The organism is Luteimonas sp. BLCC-B24 (assembly GCF_028550595.1).
Taxonomy (GTDB): domain Bacteria; phylum Pseudomonadota; class Gammaproteobacteria; order Xanthomonadales; family Xanthomonadaceae; genus Luteimonas.
Genome location: NZ_JAQQGN010000002.1, coordinates 45,897 through 62,371, shown reverse-complemented (window position 1 = coordinate 62,371; position 16,475 = coordinate 45,897). Strand labels below are relative to the sequence as shown.

Below are 16,475 nucleotides of genomic sequence, written 5' to 3'. Positions count from 1 at the left end.
CCCTCACCCCGGGCTCGCGGTCACGGGCCTAGCGTTGCGGGCGTCTTCCGCCCGGAGTGCACCATGACCTACCGGCTCTACTACTGGACCGGCATCCAGGGACGCGGCGAGTTCGTGCGGCTGGCGCTCGAGGACGCCGGCGCCGCCTATGTCGATGTCGCGCGCGTCGAAGGCGACGCCGCCCTGCAGCCGTTTCTCGACGGCGAGCGCGACGGTCCGCGCCCGTTCGCGCCGCCGTTCCTGGTGACCGGCACGCGGGTGATCGCCCAGGTCGCCAACATCCTCCACGCCCTGGGGCCGGAGCTCGATCTCGTGCCCGCGGACGAGGCGGCGCGCCTGCAGGCCCTGCAGCTGCAGCTCACGATCGCCGACCTGGTGACCGAGATCCACGACAGCCACCATCCGATCGCCAGCGCCGAGTACTACGAGGCCCAGCAGGACGCGGCGGCGCGCCGCGCGGCCGACCTGCGCGCGCAGCGTCTGCCGAAGTTCCTGGGCTATTTCGAGGACGTGCTCGCCACCGGCGCCGGCCATGCGCTGGGCCGGCATTCGTATGTGGATCTGTCCCTGTTCCAGCTGATACGCGGGCTGGACTACGCCTATCCGCGCGCGATGGCCGCGCTGGCGCCGCGACTGGCCCGGCTCCGTGCCCTGGAGCGCCGTGTGGCCGACCGGCCCGGCATCGCGGCCTATCTGGACTCCGATCGCCGGCTGGCGTTCAACACCCAGGGCATCTTCCGTCATTACCCCGAACTCGACGGCCCCGCCGGCGACTGAAGGCCGGTGTCGGCCGCCGCCGCGGTGCTCAGGCCTCGGCGGCGAGCACCGCGCGCACGCGTGTGCCCAACGCGTCGACGGTGAACGGCTTGCCGATCAGCTGGACGCCGGGTTCGAGCACCCCGTCGCGGACCAGGGTATTGCGGCTGTTGCCGGTGGCGAAGAGCACTTTCAGATCCGGCCGGCGCCGCAGTGCGGCCTCGGCGAGCTGGGGGCCGTTGACTTCGGGCATCACCACGTCGGTGAACAGCAGCGCGATCTCGGGATGCGCATCGAGCCGCTCCAGCGCGCCGGCGGCGCCGTCGGCGTCGAGTACGGTATAGCCCAGTTCGCGCAGCGCCTCGACGGAGAAGCGGCGCACCCCGGGTTCGTCGTCGACGACGAGAATGCACTCGCCCTGTCCCCGCGCCGTCTCGGGCGCGGCCTCGGTCGCCACGGCCGGATCGGACGGTGCCGGGTGCACCGGCAGGTAGAGCGAGACGACCGTGCCCTGCCCGGGCTCGGAGCGCATCCGCACGTGGCCCGACGACTGGCGCACGAAGCCGTAGACCTGCGACAGGCCGAGCCCCGTGCCCTTGCCGACGCCCTTGGTGGTGTAGAACGGATCGAACGCCCGGGCCAGCACGTCCGGCGACATGCCGCTGCCGGTATCGGTCACGGCGATCAGGACGTGCTCGCCCGGCGGCACGTCGGTCTCGGCCGCCGGGTCGTGGCCGGTGCGCGACGTGCGCAGCGTCAGACGGCCGCCGCCCGGCATCGCGTCGCGCGCGTTGACGGCGAGGTTGAGAATCACGTTCTCCAGTTGGTTGGCGTCGACGTGGATCCACCCGGCATCGTCCGCCAGCACGATCTCCAGCCGCACGCTGGCGCCGAGTGCGTGCACCAGCAGATCGGACATGCCCTCGACCAGGCGATTGGCCTCGACCGTGACCGGCTGCAGCGGCTGCTGCCGCGAGAACGCCAGCAGACGCTGGGTGAGTCGCGCGGCCCGGGTGGCGCCGTCGATGGCCATGTCGACGTAGCGCTTGGCGCGCGGATCGGCATCCCCCAGACGCTTGGCCAGCAGGTCCAGGGGGCCGATCACCGTGGCCAGCATGTTGTTGAAATCGTGGGCGATGCCGCCGGTCAGCTGGCCCACCGCCTCCATCTTCTGGCTCTGGCGCAGCGCGTCCTCGACGCGCGTGCGCTCGGCCACTTCCGCCAGCACCCGGCTCTCGAGCTGTTCGTTGAGTTCCTTCAGACGCGCGTCGTCGCGCTTGCGCTCGGTGACGTCGATGGTCACGCCCAGCACGCGCACACAGCGCTCGCCCTCGAACAGGCCGCGGCCCTTGGCGGCCACCCAGCGGACGACGCCGTCGTCCCTGCCGATGGTGCGGTATTCCACATCGTAGAACGCGCGCCGGTCGGGATCGATCGCGGCATCGAAGGCCGCGGCCGTGGCGCCCCGGTCCTGCGGATGGAGGCCGTCGTAGAAGTCGCGCAGGGTGACGTCCCCGTCCCCGAACACGCCGAACATCGCGCGTGTGCGCGAGGACCAGATCAGGGTGTCGTGCACCGGGTCGACGTCCCAGAACCCCATGTCGCCGGCGTCGGTCGCCAGACGCAGGCGCTCCTCGCTCCGCGCCAGCGCGGCCTCGGCCGCCTTGCTGGCCGTGAGGTCGAGCATCGCGCCGATCATGCGCACCGGCTCGCCCTCGCTGCCGCGCAGCACGGTGCCGCGATCGAGCACGACCGCATAGTCGCCGTCGGCACGGCGGAAGCGGTACTCGGCGGTCCAGGCCGTCCCGGCGCTGTTGATCACCGCATGGATGCCCGCATCGACACGGGCGCGATCATCGGGATGGACCCGATCCAGCCACCATTGCGCATCGGTCTCGGTCACGGCATGGCCGAACAGCGTGGTCACGGCCTCGCTCCAGATCACCTGGCCGTCGGCGATGCGCCAGTCCCAGATCGCATCGTTGGTCGCGCGGGCGGCGAGACGATAGCGCTCCTCGAATTCGAGATGGCGGGCCTCGGCCAGCTTGCGGTCGGTGATGTCGAGCGACGTGCCGACCAGACCGACCACCCGACCGTCGGCGTCGCGCAGCGGCGCCTTGGTCGACAGCCACCACGCCCGGCGTCCATCCGGAAAATCCACGACCTCCTCGATCTGCTCGGCCCGGCCGCTGGCCATGATGCGTGCGTCCGTCGCCATCACCGCGGCCGCCTGGGCGGGATCGCCCAGGACTTCGGCATCGGTGCGGCCGATGTAGGCCTCCGGCGGCCGGCCGATCAGTTCGCTCGTGGCCCGGTTGCCGATCAGCAGCCGGCCCTGACGGTCCTTGGCGTAGACCACGCCCGGCGCCGCGTCGACGAAGGAACGCAGCAGCGTCTGCGCCTGGTCGCGCTCGTGGGCCAGCTGGCGGCGTTCGTCGACGTCGATCAGCACGCCCGAGAAGTCCCGTGCGTGCCCGTCCGCATCCAGGTCGACGCGGCCGATCGCCTCGATCCAGCGGTAGGCACCGTCCATGCCCCGGGTCCGGTACTCGTGCGCGTAGCGGCCGCCGCGGCCGATCGCCTCGGTGATCGCCGCCTTCAATCCCGCGACATCATCGGGGTGCACCGACGTCAGCACCCGCTCGAGCGGAAGCGGATCGCGCGCCGCGGCCGGGTCGAGGCCGAACGCGACCGCCAGCGCCTCGTCCACCGTCAGGCGGTCATGGGCGACGTCCCAGAACCAGGTGCCGACGATGGCGCCGGCATCGCGTGCCAGCTGCATGCGCTCGGTGTCGCGCTCGAGGGCGCGCGCAGTGGTGTCCGATGGATTCAAGGAGATCTCGCAGTGGCCCGGGCGCGTGGCCCACATTCTCACACTGCGCCCCGCAGCAGCATGTGTATGTGCCCGCCATCAAAGAAAGCGGTGGGCGGTGCCGGGCGGCGGCACCATGCAGGTGGCCCGTCGCCCGAACACGCGGTAGCGCGAGCGCGCGAGCGCGCGATAGCCGGCGTCGCGCAGCCGGCGGGGCACGATCCGCAGGCCCGCCGCGAGCCGCCATCCGCCGCCGAGCCTGCGCAGCACTTCGATCACGGCCGCGCTGTCGTGCCAGGCCGCCGCGCCGTCGACCAGCAGGAAGGACACCGGATCGTCGGGGTCGAGGCCGTGCGCGCGCAGCAGCTCGCGTCCGACCGCATCCTGCATCGCCGCGAAGCGGAAGCCGGCACGCCGGTCGCGGCGCAGCAGGAACCGCACCCAGCCGTTGCACAGCGCGCACACGCCGTCGAAGACGACGATCGGGCCGTCGGCAGTCACGCGGGGCGGAGCGGGCGCAGTCGGATTCACATGGGTTTTCCCGGTACGCGACCATCATGCTGCAATGCGCCAAACACCGGAACCCGACCACCCCACGTTGCCCGCGTCCGTCGCCGCGCTTCCGCCGCCCCCGGCCCTGCCGGACAACGCCGCGCTGTTCCTCGATGTCGACGGCTGTCTGCTGCCGTTCGCTCCGCGTCCCGATGCCGTCCACGTGCCGCCGGCGCTGGTCGAACGCCTGCTCGCGCTGCAGGCGCAGCTGGGCGGTGCGCTGGCCCTGGTCAGTGGCCGCAGCGTGGCGACGCTCGACCAGTTGTTCGCGCCGGCGATCTTCACCGCGGCCGGTCTGCACGGCGTCGAGCGTCGACGCGCCGGCCAGGCCTTGGGGACGCGCGACGTTCCGCCCGGTCTCGCGCGCGTGCGCGATGCCGCGGTGCGACTGGCCCAGGACCACCCGGGCGCGCTGGTCGAGGACAAGGGCCTCGCACTCGGCCTGCACTGGCGCATGGCGCCGGACGCGAGCAAGGCCGCGACCGGCGCCGCGCTGCGCGCCTTTGCGGCGGGTGCGCTGACCGGCCTGCCGGAGTACCAGTTGCAGCCCGGCGACCACGTCATCGAGCTGCGTCCGCGGCATGCCGACAAGGGCAGCGCCATCCTGGCCTTTCTCGAGGAAGCGCCGTTCGCCGGCCGGGTGCCGGTGTTCGCCGGCGACGATCTGACCGACGAGCCCGGTTTCGCGGCCGTCGAAGCGCACGGCGGCATCAGCATCCTGGTCGGTGATCGCACCGGCAGCGCCGCGCGCTTCCATCTCGACTCGCCCGCCGCCGTGCACCGCTGGCTCGGCGTGCCGGCCGACCCCTCACTTCCGGAGACCGCCCGATGACCCCACCGCTCGCTCCCAGCCTCGATCTCGGCCTCGTCGGCAACGGCACCTTCGGTGCGCTGTTCGACGCGCGCGCCCGGCTGGTGTGGTCCTGCCTGCCGGCCTTCGACGGCGATCCGGCCTTCTGCGCGCTGCTGTCCCCGCACGAGGGGCACGGCGACTGGTCGATCGAACTCGAGGACTTCGAACGCAGCGAGCAGAGTTACATCGAGAACACCGCCATCCTGCGCACCGTGCTGGCCGATCGGCACGGCGCATCGATCGAGATCACCGACTTCGCGCCGCGCTGGCGCCAGCACGACCGCTTCTACCGCCCGGTGATGCTGATGCGACGCATCCGCCTCCTCTCGGGCAGCCCGCGCATCCGCGTGCTGCTGCGCCCGCTGGCCGACTGGGGCGCACGCGCGCCCGACAGCACCTGGGGCAGCAACCACATCCGCTTCGTGCTGCCGGACTTCACCCTCCGCGCGACCACCGACATGCCGATCCGCCTGCTGCGCGAGGGCCTGCCCTTCGTCGTCGACCGCGACCTGCATTTCATCCTCGGTCCCGACGAAACCCTGACCCAGCCGCTGGCCGAGTTCGTCCGCGACGGCCTGCACCGCACCACCAGCTACTGGCGCGAGTGGGTGCGCTATCTCTCGATTCCGCTGGATTTCCAGGAGGCGGTGATCCGCAGCGCGATCACGCTGAAACTCTGCCAGTACGAGGAGAGCGGCGGCATCATCGCGGCGATGACGACATCGATCCCGGAAGCCGCCGACACCGAGCGCAACTGGGACTACCGCTACTGCTGGGTGCGCGATTCGGCCTTCGTCGTACGCGCGCTCAACCGCCTCGGCGCCACGCGCACGATGGAGGAGTACATCCGCTACATCTTCAACCTCACGGTCAGCGACGACGGCGACATGCAGCCGCTCTACGGCATCGCGTTCGAACACGAGCTCACCGAGGAGACGATGCCGGCGCTGGCCGGGTACCGCGGCATGGGCCCGGTGCGCCGCGGCAATCTCGCCTACGTGCAGCGCCAGCACGACACCTACGGCAGCGTGGTGCTGGCCTCGACCCAGCTGTTCTTCGACCGCCGGCTCGAGCATCGCGGCGACGAGGCCACGTTCCGCAAGCTCGAGCCGCTCGGCGAGCTCGCCTGGAAACTCTACGACCAGCCCGACGCGGGCCTGTGGGAGTTCCGCGGCAAGGCCCATGTGCACACCTACTCCGCGGTGATGTGCTGGGCCGCCTGCGACCGGCTGGGCAAGATCGCCGCGCAGCTCGGGCTGGACGACCGCGCGACGTTCTGGCGCGAACGCGCCGGCGCCATGCGCGCCCGCATCATGGAGGAGGCCTGGAACACCGATCTGGGGACATTCGCCGATGCCTTCGGCGGCGACCGGCTCGACGCCTCGCTGCTGCTGCTCGCCGATCTGGGTTTCGTCGCACCGGATGATCCGCGCTTCGTCGGCACCGTCGAGGCGATCGGGCGCACGCTGCGCCACGGCGACGGCCTGTTCCGCTACGTCACTCCGGACGACTTCGGCGCTCCCGAGACCAGCTTCACGATCTGCACCTTCTGGTACATCGATGCGCTGGCGTCGATCGGCCGCGAGCACGAGGCGCGGACGCTGTTCGAAACCCTGCTCTCGCGCCGCAACCATCTCGGCCTGCTGTCGGAAGACCTCGAGTTCGAGACCGGCGAGGCTTGGGGCAACTTTCCGCAGACCTATTCGCATGTCGGCCTGATCATGGCCGCGATGCGGCTCTCGCGCTCCTGGCAGGAGGCCGCATGAGCCGCCTGGTCGTCGTGTCCAACCGGGTCGCGCTGCCGGACTCGAACCAGAACGGCGGCCTGGCCACGGCGCTCGACGCCGCGCTCAAGGAGTCCGGTGGCCTGTGGTTCGGCTGGAGCGGCAAGGTCGCGCGCGGGCATTCGGGTGAACTGCATCGCACCACGTCCAACGGCATCGACTACGTCACCATCGACCTCTCGCGCGAGGATTACGAGGGCTACTACAACGGCTTCGCGAACCGCACGCTGTGGCCGCTGCTGCATTTCCGGCTCGACCTGGTCGACTACAACGCGATGACCCAGGCCGCCTATCGCGGCGTCAATGCGCTGTTCGCCGAGAAGCTGGCCAAGGAGATCCGCGACGAGGACATCGTCTGGATCCACGACTATCACCTGCTGCCGCTGGCGCAGGAACTGCGCCGGCGCGGCGTGCGCGCGCGGCTGGGGTTCTTCCTGCACGTGCCGTTTCCCTCGGCCGACATCATCGCCGGGCTGCCGCATCACGAGAAAACCTTCGGCGCCCTGTCGGCCTACGACCTCGTCGGCTTCCAGACCGAGCGTGACCTGGAGCGGTTCCAGGACTACATCCGTCTGTTCCGGGGCGGCCAGGTGGCCGGACGCGGCGAGCTGCGCGAGCAGGACGGCCGACGGTTCCGGGCCAGCGCGTTCCCGATCGGCATCGACGCCGGCGGCCTCGCCAGACTGGCGCAGAATGCGGTGCGCATTCCCGCGGTCAAGCGGCTGCAGGCAAGTCTCAACGGACGCGCGCTGGCGATCGGCGTCGACCGGCTGGACTATTCGAAAGGCCTGCCCGAACGCTTCCGCGCCTTCGAGCGCTTCCTCGAGCGGCACGACGACCAGCACGGCCGCGTCACCTATCTGCAGATCGCGCCGGTCTCGCGCGGCGGCGTCGCGAGCTACCGCGCGCTGCGCCGCGAACTCGAGCAGTACGCCGGACACATCAACGGCGGCCACGCAGACCCGGAGTGGACACCGGTGCGCTACGTCAATCGCACCTATCCCCACGCCACGCTGACCGGCTTCTACCGGATGTCCCGCATTGGCCTGGTGACCCCGCTGCGGGACGGGATGAACCTCGTGGCCAAGGAGTTCGTCGCCGCGCAGGACCCGGAGCAGCCGGGCGCGCTGGTGCTGTCGATCTTCGCCGGCGCCGCGCGCGAACTCGACGGTGCCCTGCTGATCAACCCGTTCGACAGCGACGGGGTCGCCGATGCGATCGCCACCGCGGTGAAGATGCCGGTCGAGGAACGCCGCGATCGCTGGCAGTCGATGATGGCGCGCATCTGCGACTACGACATCCATGCCTGGCGCCGGGACTTCCTGCAGACGCTCGGCGCCGTGGAACGCTAGGCCCCCGGCGCCCGACGACGGCGATACGCCGTCGCGGGCGCGCGATCAGAGCGCGGTGGGCTGGATGATCTCTACCCAGTAGCCGTCCGGGTCCTTGATGAAGGCCAGCGATTTCATGCTGCCGTCGCTGAGGCGCTTCTGGAACGGCACACCCAGCGCTTCGAAGCGCGCGCACGCCGCCTGCACGTCGGGCACGCTGACGCAGATGTGCCCGAAGCCGCGCGGATCGGAATTGCCGTCGTGGTAGACCGGGCCATCCTGCGACTCGGTGCCGTGGTTGTGGGTCAGCTCCAGCACGCCGCGCTGCCGGGCCAGCCACTCGCGACGGGCCTCGTCGGCGTCGGGAATGTCGCCGGCCTCGTCCACCAGCACCAGGAAGAACAGCGAGAACTTCGCCTGCTCGAAATCCACCTTGCGCACCAGGGTGAAGCCGAGCACGCGGGTGTAGAAATCCAGCGAGGCCACCGGATCCTTGATCCGCAGCATCGTGTGATTGAAGACGAAGTCGCGGGTCGCGGCATCGCGCGGGGCGACGCCCGGCACGCGGGCGAGGTCGGCGCGGGTCTGTGCGGTCATGGCGGGACTCCATGGGAAGGGCCGACCATTATCGGCGATGCCGGCGCAAGGCCGCGGTCACGCGGCGTCGGCGCCCTCGGGCCGCAGCCAGCCGTGATAGCGCACCACATGGCCCGCCAGCGGCAGCGCGGCCTCCACGTCGAAGACGTAGCGGCCGTCGACCTCGCGCTCACTGCAGCGGACGTCGCGGAACAGCGCGGCCGGCAGCGGCAGCACGCCGAGCAGCCGCGCGCCGGCGACGTTCCAGAAGATCGTGCCGTCCCAGGTGTGCAGCACGAACCGGAAGTGCACCGGCCCGATGCGTTCGCGCAGCTGGCCATCACGCTGCGACAGCCGCGAGCGCAGGCGCGACGCCTTCGGCGGGCTGCCGAACACCCGTGACCACACCTCGCCTTTCGGCCCGCTGGCGAAATCGACGGTGATCGGCGCCCCGGTCATCGCGCGCGGCATGCCGGCCAGGCGCGCGCACAGCCGGGCCAGCAGTCCCGTGCCGCGCACCACGGTGACCTCGCCGGCATAGCGCGCGGTGCCGTGTACGCCGTGCAGCGCACGCAGCCCATCGGGCAGGCGGAAGAACGCGGCGCCGAGCAGGGTCTGGTAGAGGGTCGGCGTCATCGCACGGCAGGTCGGATCGGGCGGCGCAGGATAGCGCCTGTCCGCCCGGTGCGATCAGTCCGCCGGCGCCGGCCGGCGTTGCAGGGCCAGCAGGGCCACCAGACCGGCGAGCACGGCATAGGCGGCCGCGAAGCTGAACGCGATCGCCTGGCGCAGGCCTTCGAGCTGCCACGGCAGCACCAGCGCGCCGGCCGGATGCACCGAGTGGATCACGCCGAACAGCGTCGCCACCGCGGCGGCCAGCAGCGTCGCCACCGCGATCCCGGGGCGCCGGTCGACCAGTGCGACCAGCGCGGTCGCCCACAGCATCGCGGTGATGATGAAGCCATTGCCGAGCACGACGATCGTCGCCATTTCCGGCAGGCCGTGACCGGCATCGAGCTGGGCATACAACGCGGCCATGCGCTCGGGATCGATCCACGCCGGATTGCCGAACTTGATGTTGAGCAGGTAGGCGATGGCCGGCAGGAAGGCCAGCGACACCGCGATCGCGTGTTCGCGCTTCGTGCTGTGGAAGGCCTGCACGGTGATGTCGATGCCGACGAAGACGATGATCGGCGCCAGCACCGCGACCGGTAGCCACTGCACCAGGCCCGAGACGAGGCCGAGCATGCCGCCGATGCCGATGAACAGGCCCGTCAGCAGGGTGTAGCCGGTGCGCGCGCCCATGTGCTTGTAGGCCGGCTGACCGATGTAGGGCGTGGTCTGCGCGACGCCGCCACAGACGCCGGCGACCAGGGTCGATACCGCCTCGACCAGCAGCACGTCGCGCGTGCGGTAGTCGTCACCGGCCGCGCGTGCGCTCTCGCTGACGTTGATGCCGCCCACCACCATCAGCAGGCCGAACGGCAGCAGCAGTGAGAGATACGGCAGTGTCGACGGCAGGCCGCCGATGAAGCCGAGATTCGGCCACGGCAACGCGGGGGCGGGCCAGTTCGCCTCCGGCAGTGCGAAACCCGGCGCCAGGCCGGCGAGACCGAGCCCGTAGTACAGCGCGAGGCCGACGAGCAAGGCGAACGGCACACCCGGCAGCCGGAACGGCACCGGACCGCGCGCGACCAGCACGTACAGCAGCAGGCCGAGCGTCGCGAACCCGGCGACCGGCGAGCGCAGCGTCTCGATCAACGGCAGAAAGCCGAGCAGCATCAGCGCCGCGCCGCCGATCGAACCCAGCAGCGCCGCACGCGGCACGACGCGGGTGATCCAGTCGCCGGCGAAGGACAGCACGAGCTTCAGCGCGCCCATCACCACCAGCGCGGCCATGCCGAGCTGCCAGGTCGCGATGCCGGCTGCATTCGCGTCCAGGCCCTGCTGGCGGAACGCGACGAACGCAGGCCCCAGCACCAGCAGCGCCATGCCGATGCTGGTCGGCGCGTCGAGCCCGAGCGGCATCGCGGTGACGTCGTCGCGGCCGGTGCGCTGCGCGAGGCGGCGCGCCATCCACGTGTACATCAGGTTGCCGACCAGCACACCGAAGGCGGTGCCCGGGAACATGCGCCCGAACACGATGTCGGCCGGCACGCCGAAGAGCCCGACCAGCGCCGCGGCGATGAAGCCGAGGATCGACAGGTTGTCGACGACGAGGCCGAAGAACCCGTTGATGTCGCCGGCGACGAACCAGCGGGGGCGATGCGTAGGGGGTGCGGCGGTGGACATCGGATTCCCAGATCACGGTCGAACATCGATGCCGTCATCCCGGCGCACGCCGGAATGACGGGACTGGCGCGCGCGCGTCCGGCACCTCAGAACCGCGCCGTGAACTCCACCCCCCAGGTCCGCGGCTCGTTGACGAAGCCGGTGAGGTTGTTGAAGTCGATGCCGCCGACGATGCGCGTGCTGTCGGTGATGTTGCGCCCGAACACGGCGAGGTCGTAGTTGCCCTGGTTCCAGTTCGTGCCCACGCGCAGGCCGCCTTCCAGCGTGGAGCGGCCGCGGAACTCCGGCGATTCGTACAGGAAGAAATTGACCTGGCCGCGATACGCCCAGTCGGTGTAGACGTAGAGCTCGGCGTCGTCGCCGACCGGCGTGGCCCAGCGCGCGGTGAGGTTGTGGATCCACTTCGGCGCCTGCGGCAGCGGGTTGCCGTCGACGCGGGCGAACGTCGCGCCGTCGATGTCGACGGTCGGATTGGTGACCGTGCACCCGCCCCCGCAGACCGCGACCGCGAGGTTCGGGTCGCGGATCTCGGTGTCGTTGTAGCTCGTGCCCCAGGTCACCAGCAGCGTGTCGGTCAGCCAGGCCTGCAGGTCGAGTTCGGCGCCCTGCCCGATCGACCTGTCGGCATTGAGCAGGATCGCCTGGTTGGTCGCGCCGCCGACGGCGATCAGCTGCTGGCCGTCGACGTTGTAGCGGAACAGGTTGAAGCCGATGCGGCCACGGCGGTCCCACAGGTCGGCCTTGATCCCGACCTCGTAGGAGATCACTTCTTCCGAATCGGCGACCGAGATGCCGCCGAAGGCGAGCCGGCCCTGGATCGACGGCGCACGGAAGCCCTTGGCGACGCGGCCGTAGATGTTGACGTCGTCATCGAGTTCGTAGACCGCGCTGGCATCCCAGCTGATGTCGTCGACATCGGTGGTCTCGAAGAACGGGCCGCCGACCGGCGTGCCGAACGGCACCGCCTGCAGCACGCTGGCGGAAAAATCCTTCCTGTCCTGCGTGTAGCGCAGGCCGCCGCGCAGCTTGAGACGGTCGCTCGCGGCGTACTCGCCGGACGCGAACAGGGCCCAGGCGGTATTGCGCTGCTCCTGCACGGCGTGGCCGGTCTGCGGATTGCCGGGCGCGAGCGAATCGTAGTTGAGGCTGTCGACGGTAAGTTCCTCGCGGAACCAGAACGCGCCGGCCTGCCAGTCGAAGGGGCCGTCGAGATTGGATTCGAGGCGCACTTCCTGGGTGATCTGTTTGTGGTCGGGAATGCCGTCGGCCGATTCGGCCGAGAACGGGATGAAGCCCGGGCCCGACACCGGCAGGAACGCCGCGCCGAAGCCACCGTCGATGTCGCCGCGGTTCAAGGATTCCAGCGTCTCGTAACCGGTGATCGAGTACAGGCTGTACGGGCCGAAATCCCAGCGCAGGCGTGCACTGCCACCCCAGGTCTCCAGATCCGAGAAATTGACGCCGTCGAGCGAGACCGCATCCCGATCGAAGCCGGGCACGAAGCGGTTGCTGCCGGGTTCGATGATGTTGGCGCGGAACAGGCGCGCCGTGCCGTTGAGATCGCGGCGGTGCAGGTTGAACAGGCCTTCGAAGCCGTCGCCCTCGTAGAGGAACTGCACGCGCGCAGCGGCTTCGTCATAGCCCTCGAAGCCGTCGTTGGGTGCACCGGCCAGGGTGTTGCGCACCGAATCGTCACGGCGCTGGTACAGCGCCGACACGCGCGCCGACCAGCGCTCGGTCAGCGCGCCGCCGACGGCGCCTTCGAAGTTCCACATGTTGTCGCTGCCGTAGGCCAGCTTGCCGTAGCCCTCGAAGTCCTGGCTCGGGCGCACCGAATCGAACTTCACCACGCCGGCCGGCGTGTTGCGGCCGAACAGCGTGCCCTGCGGGCCGCGCAGCACTTCGACGCCGGCGATGTCGAACACCGGAAAGCCCTTCAGCAGCGGGTTCTCCAGCACCACGTCGTCGTAGATCAGCGAGACCGGCTGCGAGGCGTTGAGATCGAAATCTGTATTGCCGAGGCCACGGATGTAGAAGCGCGGAAACGCGCGGCCGTAGCTCGATTCGATGTTGAGGCTGGGCACGCGGCCGCTGAGAAACCGGATGTCGGTGCCGCCGCTGCCGAGCACGCCCAGCTTCTCGGCATCGAGCGTGGTGATCGACACCGGCACGTCCTGGATGTTCTCCACCCGGCGCTGCGCGGTGACCTGCACCGCATCCAGCGTCGCGGCCGAGGCGTCGCCGCCACGGGTGCCGGCGTCCTGCGCGAAGGCCGCCAGCGGCAAGGCACCTGCAAGCGCGACCGCGAGCCGCGTGCGGCGGATGGACGGCGTCGGGCGGATGGACGGAAGCGACATGGCGAACCCCTCGGGCAATGGAAGACGGAAAGACGGTCAGAACGAAACGCGCGTGCTCAACTGCGAACGCAGCACCGACAGGTGCCCGGTGTCGCGTTTCCAGGCCGTGCGGATGGCCTCGATCGCCGCCGCGGCCTCGGCGGTATCGGCGTGCAGCACCACCAGTTCCTTGGAGCGCAGACGGGTGGGCGTGGCGGCGCCGTCGGGCAGCCACTGGCCGTAGACGTCGATCACGCTGAGCCCGTGCGGAAAGCGCGGGGTGACCTCGCGGTCGAGGAAGGCCAGCCAGCGTGCCTCGTCGGCAGCGCGCTCGGCCTCGCCGGCCTCCCAGCGGCCGGTCGCGAAATACAGTTCGGTGCGCAGCCAGCCCTCGCCCTGCGCGGGCCGCGCCGGATCGCCGTGATAGGCGGCCGTCACCGGCGCCGGCGCCGGCGTCGTGGTGCAGCCGGCCAGGGCCGCCACCAGCAGCAGGTCACCGGCGCGCTGGCGTGCACGGGAATGCGGATGGGCCATCGTCGATCTCCGACCGGGCGCGCCATCGTAGGCGGGCAGCGCCGGCAAATTGTTGCGGTGCCGCAACACTGTATCGCTTTATGCGGATGGACGCATCGAATCGACTTCGGCCCAATGAGGCGCGCCCGTGCCACGGCCACCGCTGCCGGGCCGCGGGCCATCTCGGGTGCCGCGCGCGACGCTCTTTCCCTGCTCCAGGAGTCCGCATGCCCATCCCCGCCGTCCGTCCGCTCAATCCGCTCGCCTTCGCCATCGCCTGCGTGGTCGCGCTGCCGGCCGCGGCCCAGACACGCGAAACCGACGGCGCGACGCGGCTGGATGCGGTGATCGTCACCGGCACCCGCGCGGTCGATCGCACGGTGCTCGAATCGACCTCGCCGGTCGACGTGCTGGACGCGGAGGACCTGCGCCGCGCCGGCGCGGTCAACGGCGAACTCGGCAGTGCGCTGCAGGCGCTGCTGCCCTCGTTCAACATCCCGCGCCAGTCGAACTCGGGCGGCGCCGACCACATCCGCGCCGCGCAGCTGCGTGGCCTCTCGCCCGACCAGGTGCTGGTGCTGGTCAACGGCAAGCGCCGCCACGTCTCGGCGCTGGTGACCACGGGGTCCAAGGTCGGCCGCGGCAACACGCCGGTCGACTTCAACGCGATTCCGCTCAGCGCGATCAAGCGCATCGAAGTGCTGCGCGACGGCGCGGGCGCGCAGTACGGCGCCGATGCCGTCGCCGGCGTGATCAACATCATCCTCGACGATGCCGGCGACGGCGGCGCGTTCGAGGCGAGCTACGGCGCGCATCACACGAAGCTCGAGCCCATCGACCGCACGCTGACCGACGGCCAGAGCGCGTCGTTCGCGGCGAAGGTCGGTACCGCGCTCGGCGACGCCGGTTTCCTGCGCGTGGGGCTGGAATACAAGGCACTCTCGCCGACCAACCGCGCCGGTTTCGACCAGATCCCGCCGTGGGACCGGACGCCGCGCAATCTGGAACTGCAGGGCCGGCGCAACTACCAGCTCGGCAACGGCGCGGCCCGGGACATCAACGGCTGGCTCAATACCGAGATCGCCCTCGGCACCACCACGACGTTCTACGCCTTCGGTACCTACGCCCAGCGCGACACCGAAGGCGCGAACTACTTCCGCTACCCCGATGGCGAGGCGAACTGGCCGGAGGTGTATCCGGACGGCTTCCGCCCGGTGTCGATCGGCGAAAACCTCGACGTCGCCGGCGTGGCCGGTGTGCGCACGCAGTGGGGCGACTGGGATGTCGATGCCAGCCTCAATCACGGCCGCAATGCATTCACCTATCGCCTGCGCGATTCGATCAACGCCTCGCTCGGCCCGTCGAGCCCGACCCGCTTCAAGACCGGCGACTACGCGTTCGACCAGACGCTGGCCAACGTCGACGTCAGCCGCCTGTTCGCCCAGGGCGACACCCTGCACACCGTCGCCGCCGGCGTGGAGTTCCGCGTCGAGACGTACGAGACCGGCGCCGGCGATCCGGCGAGCTACGCGGCCGGCCCGTTCACCGGTCGCCCGACGGGTTCGCAGGCCGGCGGTGGCCTCACGCCCCAGGACGCGGCCGATCTCGACCGCGATGTCGCCAGCGTCTACGCCAGCGTGTCGAGCGGTTTCGGCGACGCGCTCAGCACGGACGCCGCCGTGCGTTACGAGCGCTACAGCGACTTCGGCGGCGAAGTCACCGGCAAGCTCGCCGCGCGCTACGCATTCGCGCCCGCGTTCGCGCTGCGCGGCGCGCTGTCGAAGAATTTCCGTGCACCGTCGCTCGGCCAGATCGGCTTCGAGTCCACCGGCACCGGCTACAACGCGGCCGGCCAGCTGATCCAGAGCCGTCTGCTCTCGGTCAACAACCCGATCGCCCGCGCGCTCGGCGCGACCGACCTCACGCCCGAGCAGTCGATCAACGCGAGCCTCGGCTTCACCAGCCGCATCGGCGAAAAGTTCGACGTCTCGCTGGACCTGTTCCAGATCGACATCGACGACCGTGTCGCGCTGTCGGAAGCGATCACCAGCGATGCGCTGACCGCCTACATCGACAGCGCGTTCGGCGTGCCCGGCGTGGAGAGCGTGAGCGTCTTCACCAATGCCGCCGATACGCAGACGCGCGGCGCCGAAGCGGTCGCCAACTGGCGTCATCCGCTGGCCGGCGGCCAACTGCTGCTCACCGGCACCTGGAGCTACGCCGAGACCGAGATCAAACGCGTCGTCGCCACGCCCGCGCAGCTGACCGCCGTCGTGCCGGATGCGGTGCTGTTCGGTGTCGAAGAGCGCAACACGCTGACCGATGCCGCGCCGCGCACGCGTTCGGCCTTCAGCGCTCACTGGAACGACGACCGTTGGAATCTGCTCGCGCGAGTCACGCGCCATGGCAGCACCCGGCGCGTCTTCAACTTCGGCGGCGGCTTCGAACCCGAGCAGGTCTACGGCGCCAAATGGCAGCTCGACGCGGAAGCCGAGGTGCGGCTCGGCGAGAGGTGGGCGCTCGCGATCGGGGGGCAGAACCTGACCGACGCGTACGCGGATCGCTCGAACGACGACATCTTCTACTTCGGCAATCTGCCCTACGACGTGCTGTCGGGCATCGGCAGCAGCGGCGCGTACTACTACACCCGGCTGCGCTACAGCTTCTGAC

At 70.4% G+C, this 16,475-nt stretch carries 12 protein-coding genes; 5 read left to right on the top strand and 7 right to left on the bottom strand.

Annotation, left to right across the window (positions count from 1 at the left end; all coding sequences use genetic code 11):
- Positions 1-63: 63 nt before the first annotated feature.
- The gene (locus tag PQS31_RS04600) at positions 64-777 is read left to right on the top strand and encodes a glutathione S-transferase (RefSeq protein ID WP_272761502.1); all 714 of its coding nucleotides are present in this window, start codon (positions 64-66) and stop codon (positions 775-777) included.
- Positions 778-805: 28 nt separating this feature from the next.
- On the opposite strand, the gene PQS31_RS04595 is transcribed toward PQS31_RS04600, so the two are convergent.
- Both PQS31_RS04595 and PQS31_RS04590 read right to left on the bottom strand, forming a co-directional pair.
- The gene (locus tag PQS31_RS04595) at positions 806-3,589 is read right to left on the bottom strand and encodes a PAS domain-containing protein (RefSeq protein WP_272761501.1); all 2,784 of its coding nucleotides are present in this window, start codon (positions 3,587-3,589) and stop codon (positions 806-808) included.
- A 78-nt stretch (positions 3,590-3,667) separates the two neighbouring features.
- Positions 3,668-4,099: a thiol-disulfide oxidoreductase DCC family protein gene (locus PQS31_RS04590; RefSeq protein WP_272761500.1), complete on the bottom strand. Its 432-nt coding sequence runs from the start codon at positions 4,097-4,099 to the stop codon at positions 3,668-3,670.
- A gap of 67 nt (positions 4,100-4,166) precedes the next feature.
- On the opposite strand from PQS31_RS04590, the gene otsB reads away from it, so the two are divergent.
- The 3 genes from otsB to otsA are packed head-to-tail and all read left to right on the top strand — an operon-like array spanning position 4,167 to position 8,109.
- Complete coding sequence (gene otsB, locus PQS31_RS04585; protein ID WP_272762106.1) at positions 4,167-4,952, top strand: trehalose-phosphatase; 786 nt, start codon at positions 4,167-4,169, stop codon at positions 4,950-4,952.
- On the top strand, positions 4,949-6,739 hold the full coding sequence (locus tag PQS31_RS04580; RefSeq protein WP_272761499.1) for a glycoside hydrolase family 15 protein: 1,791 nt from the start codon (positions 4,949-4,951) through the stop codon (positions 6,737-6,739). Before otsB ends, PQS31_RS04580 begins: the two co-directional genes overlap by 4 nt.
- Positions 6,736-8,109 (top strand): alpha,alpha-trehalose-phosphate synthase (UDP-forming), encoded by a 1,374-nt coding sequence (otsA, locus tag PQS31_RS04575; RefSeq protein ID WP_272761498.1) that lies wholly within the window; start codon positions 6,736-6,738, stop codon positions 8,107-8,109. Before PQS31_RS04580 ends, otsA begins: the two co-directional genes overlap by 4 nt.
- 45 nt (positions 8,110-8,154) lie before the next feature.
- On the opposite strand, the gene gloA is transcribed toward otsA, so the two are convergent.
- From gloA to PQS31_RS04550, 5 genes are all read right to left on the bottom strand, one after another.
- Positions 8,155-8,685: a lactoylglutathione lyase gene (gene gloA, locus PQS31_RS04570; protein WP_272761497.1), complete on the bottom strand. Its 531-nt coding sequence runs from the start codon at positions 8,683-8,685 to the stop codon at positions 8,155-8,157.
- A gap of 57 nt (positions 8,686-8,742) precedes the next feature.
- Positions 8,743-9,300 carry a DUF4166 domain-containing protein gene (locus PQS31_RS04565; RefSeq protein ID WP_272761496.1) on the bottom strand — a complete coding sequence of 186 codons (558 nt, stop codon included), beginning with the start codon at positions 9,298-9,300 and terminating at the stop codon, positions 8,743-8,745.
- A gap of 54 nt (positions 9,301-9,354) precedes the next feature.
- A complete protein-coding gene (locus PQS31_RS04560) occupies positions 9,355-10,956 on the bottom strand; it encodes a hypothetical protein (protein ID WP_272761495.1) in 1,602 nt (533 codons plus the stop codon).
- Positions 10,957-11,042: 86 nt separating this feature from the next.
- A complete protein-coding gene (locus PQS31_RS04555; protein ID WP_272761494.1) occupies positions 11,043-13,313 on the bottom strand; it encodes a TonB-dependent receptor in 2,271 nt (756 codons plus the stop codon).
- A gap of 36 nt (positions 13,314-13,349) precedes the next feature.
- A complete protein-coding gene (locus PQS31_RS04550) occupies positions 13,350-13,826 on the bottom strand; it encodes a DUF3574 domain-containing protein (protein WP_272761493.1) in 477 nt (158 codons plus the stop codon).
- Between the two features lie 206 nt (positions 13,827-14,032).
- Between PQS31_RS04550 and PQS31_RS04545 the strand changes: the two genes are divergently transcribed.
- Positions 14,033-16,474 carry a TonB-dependent receptor gene (locus PQS31_RS04545; protein WP_272761492.1) on the top strand — a complete coding sequence of 814 codons (2,442 nt, stop codon included), beginning with the start codon at positions 14,033-14,035 and terminating at the stop codon, positions 16,472-16,474.
- Position 16,475 lies beyond the last annotated feature (1 nt).

Excerpts from the sequence above, each read along its gene's own strand:
- PQS31_RS04600 (WP_272761502.1), top strand. The coding sequence starts at position 64 with ATGACCTACCGGCTCTACTACTGGACCGGCATCCAGGGACGCGGCGAG.
- PQS31_RS04580 (WP_272761499.1), top strand. The coding sequence starts at position 4,949 with ATGACCCCACCGCTCGCTCCCAGCCTCGATCTCGGCCTCGTCGGCAAC.
- otsA (WP_272761498.1), top strand. The coding sequence starts at position 6,736 with ATGAGCCGCCTGGTCGTCGTGTCCAACCGGGTCGCGCTGCCGGACTCG.
- gloA (WP_272761497.1), bottom strand. The coding sequence starts at position 8,685 with ATGACCGCACAGACCCGCGCCGACCTCGCCCGCGTGCCGGGCGTCGCC.
- PQS31_RS04565 (WP_272761496.1), bottom strand. The coding sequence starts at position 9,300 with ATGACGCCGACCCTCTACCAGACCCTGCTCGGCGCCGCGTTCTTCCGC.
- PQS31_RS04560 (WP_272761495.1), bottom strand. The coding sequence starts at position 10,956 with ATGTCCACCGCCGCACCCCCTACGCATCGCCCCCGCTGGTTCGTCGCC.
- PQS31_RS04555 (WP_272761494.1), bottom strand. The coding sequence starts at position 13,313 with ATGTCGCTTCCGTCCATCCGCCCGACGCCGTCCATCCGCCGCACGCGG.
- PQS31_RS04550 (WP_272761493.1), bottom strand. The coding sequence starts at position 13,826 with ATGGCCCATCCGCATTCCCGTGCACGCCAGCGCGCCGGTGACCTGCTG.
- PQS31_RS04545 (WP_272761492.1), top strand. The coding sequence starts at position 14,033 with ATGCCCATCCCCGCCGTCCGTCCGCTCAATCCGCTCGCCTTCGCCATC.